Here is an 11,801-nt window from a genome sequence, read left to right as displayed (position 1 = left end):
TGCGTGAGGCTTTTCCGCAGGAAGTGCTCGACATACAGGAGTTTCGTGGCCAGACGGCGGTGCTGTTGCGTCACGGTCGCATCCTTGATTTGCTGGTTTACGCCAGGGAGCATTTTGACATGATGCACCTGCGCTCGCTCTGCGGGGTGGACAACAGCCGCCGCAAGCAGGAGGGCCTTGGCGCGTTTGAGGTCGTCTACAACCTGTATTCCGTGAATCAGCGCAGTGCCCTGCGTTTGCGCGCCCAACTGGACGATCCCGATGCGGGCCTTGATTCCGCCGTGCCTTTGTGGCCTGTGGCCAACTGGCTTGAGCGCGAAGTCTTTGACCTCATGGGCATACACTTCAAGGGGCACCCTGATCTGCGCCGCATCCTGCTGCCTGACGACTGGCAGGGCCACCCCCTGCGCAAGGCCTATCCTGTGCGCATCCCCTCGCGTGGCGTGCCTGAGTGGTCTGGCCTGACCGAACTGCGCGAACACGCTAGGGAGGCGGACGCCCTGAGCTGGCAGGGGGGAGAAAAGCATGAGTGATATCCGCAAGCAGAGCATTGAATGCCCCGTGCGTCACGGTCAGCCTGTGGGGCGTCAGAACGTGCAGGAACTGCTGGGCAGGGAACTGCCCGAAGACGCTGACAACTTTGACTGCTTTGACGAAAGCGACGAGGACCGTACCAGCCTGCGCCTCGGGCCGCAGCACCCTGCCACGCACGGCGTGTTGCGCCTCGACCTTGAGCTTGAGGGTGAAACCATTTTGAGCTGCGACCCGCAGGTGGGTTATCTGCACCGTGGCTTTGAAAAAATGGCCGAAACCTTCACCTACGCGCAGGCCCTCACCCTCACCGACCGGCTGGACTACATCGCCGCCATGTCCAACAACACGGGCTACTGCCTTGCGGTGGAAAAGCTGCTGGGCGTGCAGGCTCCGCTGCGGGCGCGTTACATCCGCACCATTGCCTGCGAGATGTCGCGTCTGTGCTCGCATCTGCTCTGGCTTGCCACCCACGCGCTGGATATCGGGGCCATGACCGTCTTTCTGTACTGCTTCCGCGAGCGCGAAATGCTGCTGGATCTTTTTGAAGACCTCTGCGGCGCGCGCCTCACCCTGACGTATCCGCGCATTGGCGGCGTGCGGCAGGACGTGACAGGGCGCTTCATGGACGGCTTGCAGGATTTTCTCAATATCTTCCCCAAGCGCATACTTGAGTACGAAACCCTGCTCGATACCAACCGCATCTGGTTGCAGCGCACGGTGGGCGTTGGCGTGCTGAACGGCAAGGAAGCCCTGGCCCTAGGCCTCACCGGGGCCTGCCTGCGCGGCTCGGGCGTGGATTACGATGTGCGCAAACACGAACCCTACGATGCCTATGATCTGGTGGATTTTGAAGTGCCGCTGGGCAGCGATGGCGATATTTACGCCCGCTACCGCTGCCGCATGGAAGAAATGCGCCAGTCTGTGCGCATTCTGCAACAGTGCGTGGATCAGCTCCCCCCCGGCGCGACCCTCGCGGCAGACGCCCCCGATCTGCTCATGCCCTACAGGGCGTGGCGCAGCGAGGCCGAAACAGCGCTTTTTGGCGGCAGCCTGCGGCAGGTCATGCATGACAACAATATCTACATGCCCGGCGATGTGTACGTAGCCACGGAGGCCCCCAAGGGCGAGCTTGGGTTCTACTTTGTGAGCGACGGCAGCAGCAGGCCCTACCGAATGCACGTGCGCGGCCCGTCGTTTATTCATATCGGCGCGCTGGCAAGCATTGCCCCGGGCGGACTCATTGCCGACCTTATCGCCAATATCGGCAGCATGGACGTGGTGCTGGGAGAATCTGACCGGTAAATAGGGGGCAGACTGCAAGGCCTATGGCTGCGCAGGGCAAACCGGGTTTACGGCTACAACCAATCTGGCAGGGAAACCATGAATGTTCTGGTAATTGTACTGCAACTTCTTGTGCTTCTGGTGGTCGTGCTGCTGCATGTGGCCTATGCCACATATTTTGAGCGCAAGGTCATCGGCCATATGCAGATGCGCATGGGCCCCACCCGCGTGGGCTGGCTTGGGCTGCTGCAACCCATTGCGGACGGCATCAAGAGCTTTTTTAAAGAAGATATCATCCCCTCGGCGGCAGACAAGCCCATCTTCATGCTTGCTCCCATCATCTGTCTGGTGCCCGCCTTTGCCTCGCTGGCGATCCTGCCGTGGGCCGAGGGCTGGGCCTTGTCCAACATCAATATCGGCCTGCTTTTTGTGTTCGCCATGAGTTCCCTTGGCGGCTACGGGGTTGTGCTGGCGGGCTGGGCCTCAAACTCCAAGTTCAGCTTTCTTGGCGGGTTGCGGGCCTCGGCCCAGGTGATCAGTTATGAAATCGCCATGGGCCTCAGCCTTGTGGGCGTGATGCTGCTCTCCGGTTCGCTCAATCTGGGCGACATTGTGGCCGCGCAAGGTGATTCGTTTTTTGGCATGTTCGCCTTCCGCCAGTGCATTGGCTTTTTTATCTTTTGCGTTGCCATGCTGGCGGAAACCAACCGCGTGCCCTTTGACCTGCCCGAGGCGGAAAGCGAGCTTGTTTCCGGTTATTGCACGGAATACAGCGGCATGCGTTACGCCCTGTTTTTCATGGCCGAATACACGTCCATGTTTGTGATGGCCACGGTGGGCGTGGTCTGCTTTCTGGGGGGGTGGCGCGGCCCGGTTGATGTGGGCTTTTTCCCGCCGTTCTGGCTGGTGCTCAAGGTGTATGGCGTCATGTTTTTCTTTTTCTGGGTGCGGGCCACGCTGCCGCGTTACCGCTACGACCAGCTCATGGCCCTTGGCTGGAAGGTGCTTATCCCTCTGGCGCTCTTCAATATTGTGATTACCGCCCTGGGCAAGGCCCTAGCCTCTTGACGAGGAGAGCAACTATGCAGATTCAGTACAAAGCGCCTCGCAACTGGCTGCAAACCCTGTTGCAGACAGAAATAGCCCAGGGCATGGCCCTGACCTTGCGGCGCATGTTCAACCGCCCCATCACGCGGCAGTACCCGGAAGAAAAACCCGTGGTTGCCGCTGGTTTTCGCGGGCGGCACGCCTTGGTACGCGATGCTGCAACCGGCGAGAGCCGTTGCGTTGCCTGCATGCGCTGCGCGCGGGTATGCCCCTCGCACTGCATACGCATTCGCTGGAGCCGCGCCTCAGATAACAGCCGCGTGGTGGATGCCTATAATATCGATGCCCTGCGCTGCATTTTTTGCGGCTACTGCGCGGAGGTCTGCCCGGTGAACGCCATTGTGCTGACGGAAGTCTATGCCTACGCGGCCAACGGACGTTCAGCCTTCAAGTTTGACAAGCAGGCCCTGCTGGACAACTGGGACGACTTTGCAGCGCAGAAGGGCGATATGCAAGGCTATGTGAACCCCCTGTGCCGCCCCCGCAACATGCCCGAGGGCGCGCTTGCCCATGCCAAACGGGTGGCGGTGGATGCGGAATGGAGAGGAGCGGAGCAGTGGGTGGGCAAGAATCACCGCGCTACGCATGCGCAAGGCGCAGAGCCGAATCCGAGCGCGCCCGGCCATGGTCAGGCGCATCAGGACGGTGCTGCGCAATGATCTGTCAAAAATCTGTGCTGATCTGCGGCAATGCCCGTGCCTTGCAGGCCACCTTGCCCGCAGCGGAAAAAGCATGCACTGCACGATGGGCGGAGAACGTGGATGACAGGCCTCCTTGCCGAGGCATCCCTGAACAGAGCGCAAGTCCACTGCGGAGGTGGAACGGTGTTTGGTGAAATATTCTTTCTATACTGCGCCTTTGTCATAACCGTGTGCGGCGTGCTGGCTATCAGCCTGCGCAATCCCATTCACTGCGTGTTGCTGGTGCTGCTGCTGTTCTTCCACATGGCGGCGGTCTACCTGACCTTGCAGGCCGAATTTCTGGCAGCCATACAGATCATCGTCTATGCCGGGGCCATCTTGGTTATGTATCTTTTTGTGCTCTTTCTGGTGAACCTGCAACGCGAGTTGCGGCTGCCCGCCCTGACCCCCAAACCCATTGTGGGCTACTCGCTGGCGGCTGCCCTGTGCGGCGGCATGCTCTGGGGCGTGGCAGGCTTTGTACCGGGCGGCAAGGGCCAATGGCCCCTTGAAGCCCTGCGCGAGGTCACGCACACCAAGGCCTTGAGCCGCGAGCTGTTCACCAACCATTTTCTTTCGCTGGAAATTGCGGGTGTGCTGCTGCTGGTGGCTCTGGTAGCTGCCCTGACCCTTGCGCGCAGGCAGCCCGTGTGCACACCCGCCCCGGCTCAGGCCCAAAACAATGCCTGCCCTTGCGCGAGCGGCAACAAAGACCAAGGAGGCGCGGCGTGATTCCCCTTTCCTGGTACATGGCGCTGGCAGCAGTGCTATTCTGCATAGGTGTGGCCGGGTTTCTTACGCGCCGCAACATTATTGTGATGTTGCTCTCGCTTGAGCTGATGCTCAACGGCGTCAACCTTAATCTGGTGGCCATGAGCTATTTCATGGACGCGCTGCGCGGGCAGGCTTTTACCATCTTTATCATCACCGTTGCCGCCTGCGAGGCCGCAGTGGGGCTTGGCATTGTCATCTGTCTGTTCCGCAGCCACAAAAGCGTGCGTAACGAAGACATAACCACGATGCGGGGGTAAACATGCCAATATATTTGCTGCTTATTCCTCTGTGCCCCTTGCTGGCCTTTGTGCTTACCCTGATCTGTGGCCGCCAATGGGGCGAGCGCGCCCACTGGCTGCCCATCGCGGCCATTGGAGTCTCCCTTGTCTGCGCCTTGCTTGCCCTGCGGGATGTGCTGGCGGGCAACATCGTCAATGCCGATGTGCACACCTGGATAGCCTCCGGCAACCTGCGCGTGACTTTTGGCTTTCTGGTGGACCAGCTCACGGCGGTCATGCTGGTGGTGGTTACCAGCGTCAGCACCCTGGTGCACATTTATTCCGTGGGCTACATGCGGGGCGAAAAGGGCTATTACCGCTTTTTCGCCTATCTTGGCCTGTTTTCCTTTTCCATGCTCATGCTGGTCATGGGCAATAATTTTTTGCAGCTCTTTTTTGGCTGGGAGGCTGTGGGCCTTTCGTCCTACCTGCTCATCGGCTTTTATTACGAAAAAGATTCCGCCTCGGATGCGGGCAAAAAGGCCTTTATCGTCAACAGGTTCGGAGACTTTGGCTTTTTGTTGGGGCTGTTCTGCATCTTCACCATTTTTGAAAGCCTGCACTATGCGGACGTGCTGCCCCAGGCCGCCGTGCTTGAGGGCATGACCTTTACCCTGTGCGGTTATACGGTCAGCGTGCCCACGCTCATTTGTCTGCTGCTGTTCTGCGGCGCGGTGGGCAAGTCGGCTCAGTTGCCCCTGCATGTGTGGCTGCCCGACGCCATGGAAGGCCCCACCCCGGTGAGCGCGCTTATCCACGCGGCCACCATGGTGACGGCGGGCGTCTTCATGCTGGCGCGCTGCAACGCACTGTTTGCGCTGTCGTCCACGGCCTTGACCGTCATCACCGTGGTGGGCGCGGTCACGACTTTGTTTGCCGCCACCATCGCCCTCACGCAGACCGATATCAAGAGGGTGGTGGCCTATTCGACCATCAGCCAGCTGGCCTACATGTTCATTGCCTGCGGCGTGGGAGCCTACGGCGCTGGCGTGTTCCACCTGTTTACCCATGCATTTTTCAAGGCCTTGCTCTTCCTTGGCTGCGGCTCGGTGATTCTGGGCATGCACCACGAGCAGGACATGCGCTCCATGGGCGGGCTTGGAAAGTACATGCCCATTACCAGCGCAACCTTTTTGCTGGCCTCGCTCTCTATTGCTGGTGTGCCGGGGTTGGCTGGCTTTTTCAGCAAGGATGAAATCCTGCTCATGGCCTTCAACGCGGGCACGTTCACGGGGTATCTGGCCTGGGGCGTGGGCGTGCTGGTGGCCTTTATGACGGCTTTTTACTCCTTCCGCCTGTATTTCAGCGTGTTCACGGGCCAGTTTCGGGGGACGGAACACCAGCGCGAGCATCTGCACGAATCGCCGCGCGTGGTCACTGTTCCCTTGCTGGTGCTGGGCGTGGGGGCTGTAGCTGCGGGCTGGCTGGGGATTCCGCATGTTCTGGGCGGCTCCAACCACTGGGCGGATTTTCTCGCTCCGGTGACGGGGCATCCGCACGTGCATGTTTCCGGCGCGGTGGAGCTTGGGCTGATGGTTGTTTCCGTAGTTGCTGGTTTTGCGGGCATCGGCCTTGCATGGTTCATGTATTGCCGCAGGCTGGAACTGCCGGGCAAGGTGGCGGGTGCTTTTTCTGGCCTGTATCGACTGTTTTCCCGCAAGTACTGGGTGGACGAAATCTACGTGGCCTGCCTTGTGCGGCCCACGCTGAGGCTGGCGGACAACCTGCTGCTGGGCGTGGTGGACACGCGCGGTATTGAAGGCGTGGTCAATGGCGTGCCGCGCGCCATCGGCAGACTGTCCACAAGCCTGCAAAGGCTTCAGGACGGGCAGGTGGCACACTATCTGACATGGCTGGCCGGGGGCGCGGCAGCGCTCTTGCTGGTATTGCAACTGGGCTTTTTTTCCTAACAACGGCGGGGAGATCGCATGTCTGTACCTGTTCTTTCCTTGCTCATCTTTGTGCCTCTGGCGGGTGGGCTTTCCCTGCTGGCTGTTGCGCGCCGCAATGAAGAAACCATCAAGCTGGGCGCGCTTGCCGTATGCCTGCTTGAGCTGTGCCTGAGCTTTGTGGCTCTGAGCCGCTTTGATAAAAGCCTGTGGCAAATGCAACTGGTGGAAAACTGCGCGTGGATTGAGAGCCTGAACATCTATTACGCTCTGGGCGTGGACGGTATAAGCGTGCTGTTTCTGCCCCTGACGGCCCTCATAACGCTGATGGGCGTGGCGGTGTCGTACAAGAGCATCAAGGTCAAGGCCAAGGAGTTTTTCATCAGCCTGCTGCTGCTTGAAAGCGCCATGGTGGGTGTGTTTTGCGCCACCGACCTCATGCTGTTTTACATTTTCTGGGAAGCCATGCTCATTCCCATGTTCCTGCTCATTGGCGTGTGGGGCGGGCCTCGCCGCATTTACGCCACAATTAAGTTCTTTCTGTACACCCTGCTGGGCAGTTTGCTGATGCTGCTGGGCATCATCCTGCTGTACCTCAAGGGTGGACATACCTTCGACATCATGGCGCTGGCGCGCAACGACTTTGACCCCCGGCTGCAATTGCTGCTGTTCTGGGCCTTTTTTGCCGCCTTTGCGGTCAAGGTGCCTATGTGGCCCGTGCATACGTGGCTGCCAGACGCGCATACCGAAGCGCCCACGGCGGCCTCGGTCATTCTGGCTGGCGTGTTGATCAAAATGGGCGCGTACGGCTTTTTGCGCTTCTCCCTGCCTCTGTTTCCCTATGCCGCATGGGTGCTGCTCAAGCCCATGCTGGTGCTTTCCGTCATCGCCATCGTGTACGGTGCGCTGGTTTGCCTCGCGCAAACGGACGTCAAGCGGCTCATCGCCTACAGTTCCGTAAGTCATATGGGTTTTGTGACACTGGGGCTTTTTGCGCTGACCCAAAAGGGCGTGGAAGGTTCCATTTTGCAGATGATCAACCACGGCATAGTGACGGGCGCGCTCTTTCTGGGCGTGGGCATGCTCTATGACCGCACTCATACACGCGAGATCAAGGTATACGGCGGGCTGGCCTCGGTCATGCCCGTGCTGGCGGCCTTTTTTATGGTCTTTACTCTGGCGGCTGTGGGTTTGCCCGGTACCAACGGTTTTGTGGGTGAGTTCCTGATCCTGCTCGGCGGTTTTGAACGCGCTCCCTGGGCGGCGGTGGTGGCGTCTTCTGGCCTGATATTGGGCGCATGGTACATGCTCTGGCTGTATCAGCGCGTGTTTTTCCGTCAGGTGTCTGAAACCGTGCGCGGTCTGGTTGGGGAAAAGCTTGATGGGCGCGAGATAGCCATTTTGCTGACCATGAGCCTGCTTATAGTGGGCATCGGCATCTTCCCCAACGTGTTGCTGGAATACATGCACGTAACGGTGGAACATCTGGTGGCAGATACCCAGCAGGCCTTTGCAGTTTTTACCGCAAATTAGAAAAAGTTGCGGCCCGAGCACTGGCAATAAAAGTTTGCGCCCCCGCCACAGGCCATGCATGGCCCATACAGTTGGCGGACAGTGTGCCTTGCGGCACAAGGGCAACACCATAGGAGCTATCATGACAGCCATATCCGTAGCGCCCCTTTCGGCCCTGCCATTGCTGAAAGAACTTCCGGCCCTGCTGCCGGAGCTGACGCTCTTGGTCACGGCCATTGGCCTGCTGTGCGCCGACATGTTTTTTCCAAGGGCGCGGGCTTTTCTGCAATGGCTGACGGTCGTTGGTGCAATAACGGCTTTTGCAGCAATTGTAGCAGTTTCTGCGGGCGGCGGGAGTGTTTCTTTTGACGGAATGTTCCGCGCTGACGGCTTTGGAGCGCTCTTTAAAGCCATTTGCGTAGTAGCACTTGCTTTTACGGCGTTAATGAGCGAAAGTTTTTTTTCACATGCCCAAATGCGTCAGGGCGAATATTACTGCCTTGCAGTATGTTCAACACTGGGCATGTGCGTAATGGCCTCGGCTGGCGACCTCATTGTGCTCTATCTGGGGCTTGAGCTCATGGCCCTGCCCATTTACGCGATGGCGGCCCTGCGCACTGGCGATCCGCGAAGCAGCGAATCGGCCATCAAATATTTTTTGATGGGCAGTTTCGCTTCGGCTCTTTTGCTTTTTGGCATGTCCCTGTTGTACGGGCTTACCGGGCATACCGAGCTTGCGCAGATCGCTGCGGCACTGCCTGTTGCCGCAACCGGGCAGACCATGCCCGCCCTGGTAGTTGCTTTGGCGCTCATGCTGGCAGGCATGGGGTTCAAGGTGGCTGCCGCGCCCTTCCACGTGTGGGTGCCTGATGTGTACGAAGGCGCGCCCACAACCGTGACCGCCTTTATGTCTGTGGCGGCCAAAACGGCCAGTTTCGCCGTGCTTGCGCGCGTATTGGTCATGGCCTTGCCGCAACTGGGCGCTCAGTGGAGCGGGGCGTTGGCCTTGATGGCCGCATTGACAATGCTTCTGGGCAATATCGCTGCCGTAATGCAGACAAGCCTTAAACGCATGCTGGCGTACTCTGCCATAGCTCACGCGGGTTATGCCCTCTTGGGGCTTGCCGCGTGCACAGCCGACGGCCTGCGCGCCACGGCGGCGTATTTGACCATTTACCTGTGCATGAACATGGGTGCCTTTGCCATCATGGGCTACCTTGCGGTGTACGGGAAAAAACAGGGAAATAATCCTCTGGCTGATGCGGGTGAAGACCTGGATGATTACTCGGGCCTTGCCGCACGACATCCCGCCCTTGCTGCGGCCATGCTGGTTTTTCTTTTTTCCCTGACGGGCATTCCGCCGACTGCGGGCTTTATGGGCAAATTCATGCTCTTTAAAGAAGCCTTTTCGGCAGGCTATACGGTAACGGTGCTTGTGGCTGTGATCAGCAGCACCATTTCCGCATGGTATTATCTTGGAGTGGCACGACGCATGTACATGCAGGAGGCCCCGGCAAATCACCCCGCACCCATACAGGCAGCTTCGGGCGGTGCGGGCGTGAGGGCTGTACTTCTGTGCTGTCTGACAGGTGTGGTGTTGTGGGGCGTGTTCCCGCAGACGCTGCTTTCGTGGGTGCATGTGTTTTTTTAGGAAGCTGCCTCAACAGGGCGCTTTCAGGCATTATTATCCGTTCGCTTGTGCGACGTTGATCGGGAGGAGTTGGAATGAGAAACAAGTGGGTACTTTTCGGCGTGGTGGCTTCACTTCTGGTGCTGACCGCCAGTGTCGCCCTTGCTGCTGACGGCAGCGTGCTTGCCAATGCCATCGCCAAACAGGTGGAAACGGCCCCCAATACCATCAACATGCAGGCTGAACCCGGCTATCTTGGTATCCCCGGCGGCCCCAAGGTCAACATGATTCTGGCCTTTGGCTGGGCCTTGTGGGTGGGCTGGATTTTCTCCACCGTGGGCGCTTTTGGCGGCGTTATGGCTGGCGTGGGCCACATGACCGTGCACGGCCTTGGCGCGTATGCCAAATCTTTTGGCAAGACGCCCCTTAACAAGTCCGTCACCGACTCCGTGCGCGCCTCCAACCAGATGCTCGCCGGGCTTTCCGCTGTTATCAGCACGTTCAGCTACTACCGCATGAAGCGCCTTGTGCTGCCCCTGGGCTTCGCCCTGGGCCTTGGCTCCATCGTGGGCGCTTTCAGTGCTGTTTCGCTGACTGCCGGCAAGCTGAACTTCTCGTCCTATCAGGGCTATTTTGGTCTTTTCGTGCTGCTGCTGGGCCTGTACCTGATGTGGGAAACCTCCCCTGCCGGTCAGCGTTCCAAGGCCAAAGCCAAGGAAGCCGCCAAGGCTTTTGAAGCTGCCGCCAAGGCCAAGGGTGAAGGCGCTGCTGCCCCCACGGGCGTTAAGCTCATCAAGTTCACCTTTACCACCTGCCAGTTCACCTTCTGCGGCGTGGAATTCTCTTTCAATCCCCTGCTGCCCTTCTGCGGCGGCGTGGTTATCGCCAGCATCGCGGCCTTCCTGGGCGTGGGCGGCGGCTTCCTGCTGGTGCCTTTCATCACCAGCGTGACCCAGCTCCCCATGTACCTGGCTGCTGGTACCTCCGCTCTGGCCGTGCTGCTCAGCATGATCACCGGTATCACCACCCTCATGCTGCACGGCGCGCTGGTGGACTGGAACCTGGTTGGTCTTGAACTGGCCGGTATTGCCGTGGGTTCCATTGTTGGCCCCTACACCTCGCGTTTCTTCTCCGATATCTGGTTGAAGCGCCTCTTCATCGTGCTGGCCCTGTACGTTGGTACCGACTACATCCTGCGCGGCTTCTTCAACATCAAGATGTTCGGCTAGTATTTCCGGCTATGTCCGGAACATGCTGAAAACATGAAAAACACTGCATCCCCCTGGCCTGCCCACGGGGATGCAGTGTTTCCTTTTTACAACAGAATGCTAATCTGCCCGTGCGCAAGGGCTTAGAATCGCCCTGTGCGAAAAACGGAGCCGCTGAGATATGGAACAACTTCTGGTCTGGCTTGATCCTTTCTTGGTGCTGCCGTACCGCGTGGTGCCGCAGCCCGAGGCAGCCTACTTTTTGGGAACAGCAATTCTTGCCCTGGTGGCGGGCCTCATAGGCATTGCCACCCTGCGCATGGCCCAGCGTATGCACCGCAAGCGCCTGAAAAAATTGCAGGATGACATGCGTCATTATCATGAGTTGAGCGAATCAGCCTTGCAGAACTCTGGCAAGGAAGCCTTCAAAGCAGTGAATCGTCAGGGGCATGAGGCTTTTGGCTATTATTTTTCGCTCAGCAACGCCCTGTTTGTGGCTTCGTTGTGGCCTGCTCCCATCATGCTTGCATGGATGCAGCTGCGCTTTGGCACAATCAGCCCTGAGCTGCCTTTTTCTTTGCCGCTGTTTGGCAATCAGCCGAGCATGGTTTTCTGGTTCATTCTTTTTTATATCCCGCTGCGGATGTTCAGCAACAAGACCATCACGCGCTGGCAGTTGCGCAGCGGGGCGGCCCCGTTGGAAACCCAGATCGTAAACAGCCCCGAGGCCAATGCAGAAGTGGAGCCTGAAGGCCAGCCACAAGCGCAGGCCCAGCCGCAAGCGCAGGCCCACAAGGTGGACGCGCCCCAGTAGGATATGTTCCGAGATCCTGCGCCGGGAGCAATCCTCGCGCAGCATTGATCTGGCTGGCCAATGCAGAAGGCCCCGCATCGTTAAAGATTGCGGG

General features: G+C 59.0%; 11 protein-coding genes. All 11 read left to right on the top strand.

The window, feature by feature from the left end:
* On the top strand, window positions 1-533 hold a 533-nt coding region (locus tag JMF94_RS09265), incomplete at its 5' end, for an NADH-quinone oxidoreductase subunit C (protein ID WP_240824814.1).
* Window positions 526-1,836: an NADH dehydrogenase (quinone) subunit D gene (gene nuoD / locus JMF94_RS09260; RefSeq protein ID WP_240824813.1), complete on the top strand. Its 1,311-nt coding sequence runs from the start codon at window positions 526-528 to the stop codon at window positions 1,834-1,836. The genes JMF94_RS09265 and nuoD, both read left to right, overlap by 8 nt.
* A 78-nt stretch (window positions 1,837-1,914) precedes the next feature.
* A complete protein-coding gene (gene nuoH / locus JMF94_RS09255) occupies window positions 1,915-2,883 on the top strand; it encodes an NADH-quinone oxidoreductase subunit NuoH (protein WP_240824812.1) in 969 nt (322 codons plus the stop codon).
* A 14-nt stretch (window positions 2,884-2,897) separates the two neighbouring features.
* A complete protein-coding gene (gene nuoI / locus JMF94_RS09250) occupies window positions 2,898-3,581 on the top strand; it encodes an NADH-quinone oxidoreductase subunit NuoI (protein WP_240824811.1) in 684 nt (227 codons plus the stop codon).
* A gap of 102 nt (window positions 3,582-3,683) precedes the next feature.
* Window positions 3,684-4,334 (top strand): NADH-quinone oxidoreductase subunit J, encoded by a 651-nt coding sequence (locus JMF94_RS09245; RefSeq protein ID WP_240824810.1) that lies wholly within the window; start codon window positions 3,684-3,686, stop codon window positions 4,332-4,334.
* Window positions 4,334-4,633: an NADH-quinone oxidoreductase subunit NuoK gene (nuoK, locus tag JMF94_RS09240; protein ID WP_342662208.1), complete on the top strand. Its 300-nt coding sequence runs from the start codon at window positions 4,334-4,336 to the stop codon at window positions 4,631-4,633. Before JMF94_RS09245 ends, nuoK begins: the two co-directional genes overlap by 1 nt.
* Before the next feature lie 2 nt (window positions 4,634-4,635).
* Complete coding sequence (nuoL, locus tag JMF94_RS09235) at window positions 4,636-6,564, top strand: NADH-quinone oxidoreductase subunit L (protein ID WP_240824809.1); 1,929 nt, start codon at window positions 4,636-4,638, stop codon at window positions 6,562-6,564.
* A gap of 18 nt (window positions 6,565-6,582) precedes the next feature.
* On the top strand, window positions 6,583-8,076 hold the full coding sequence (locus JMF94_RS09230; protein ID WP_240824808.1) for an NADH-quinone oxidoreductase subunit M: 1,494 nt from the start codon (window positions 6,583-6,585) through the stop codon (window positions 8,074-8,076).
* 121 nt (window positions 8,077-8,197) lie between these two features.
* On the top strand, window positions 8,198-9,706 hold the full coding sequence (locus tag JMF94_RS09225) for an NADH-quinone oxidoreductase subunit N (protein ID WP_240824807.1): 1,509 nt from the start codon (window positions 8,198-8,200) through the stop codon (window positions 9,704-9,706).
* Window positions 9,707-9,780: 74 nt separating this feature from the next.
* Window positions 9,781-10,914, top strand: coding sequence for a sulfite exporter TauE/SafE family protein (locus JMF94_RS09220; protein WP_240824806.1), 1,134 nt, complete (start codon window positions 9,781-9,783; stop codon window positions 10,912-10,914).
* 160 nt (window positions 10,915-11,074) lie between these two features.
* Window positions 11,075-11,707 (top strand): hypothetical protein, encoded by a 633-nt coding sequence (locus JMF94_RS09215; protein WP_240824805.1) that lies wholly within the window; start codon window positions 11,075-11,077, stop codon window positions 11,705-11,707.
* The last annotated feature ends 94 nt before the right edge of the window (window positions 11,708-11,801 follow it).

The organism is Desulfovibrio sp. UIB00, from assembly GCF_022508225.1.
GTDB lineage: Bacteria > Desulfobacterota > Desulfovibrionia > Desulfovibrionales > Desulfovibrionaceae > Desulfovibrio.
Note: the sequence above shows the minus strand (reverse complement) of the source record. Positions and strands in the feature narration are given on the sequence as shown.

What these genes read in the sequence shown, in the direction of transcription:
- JMF94_RS09220 (WP_240824806.1), top strand. Translation starts at nt 9,781, where the DNA reads ATGAGAAACAAGTGGGTACTTTTCGGCGTGGTGGCTTCACTTCTGGTG.
- nuoH (WP_240824812.1), top strand. Translation starts at nt 1,915, where the DNA reads ATGAATGTTCTGGTAATTGTACTGCAACTTCTTGTGCTTCTGGTGGTC.
- nuoL (WP_240824809.1), top strand. Translation starts at nt 4,636, where the DNA reads ATGCCAATATATTTGCTGCTTATTCCTCTGTGCCCCTTGCTGGCCTTT.
- nuoI (WP_240824811.1), top strand. Translation starts at nt 2,898, where the DNA reads ATGCAGATTCAGTACAAAGCGCCTCGCAACTGGCTGCAAACCCTGTTG.
- JMF94_RS09225 (WP_240824807.1), top strand. Translation starts at nt 8,198, where the DNA reads ATGACAGCCATATCCGTAGCGCCCCTTTCGGCCCTGCCATTGCTGAAA.
- nuoD (WP_240824813.1), top strand. Translation starts at nt 526, where the DNA reads ATGAGTGATATCCGCAAGCAGAGCATTGAATGCCCCGTGCGTCACGGT.
- JMF94_RS09245 (WP_240824810.1), top strand. Translation starts at nt 3,684, where the DNA reads ATGACAGGCCTCCTTGCCGAGGCATCCCTGAACAGAGCGCAAGTCCAC.
- JMF94_RS09215 (WP_240824805.1), top strand. Translation starts at nt 11,075, where the DNA reads ATGGAACAACTTCTGGTCTGGCTTGATCCTTTCTTGGTGCTGCCGTAC.
- JMF94_RS09230 (WP_240824808.1), top strand. Translation starts at nt 6,583, where the DNA reads ATGTCTGTACCTGTTCTTTCCTTGCTCATCTTTGTGCCTCTGGCGGGT.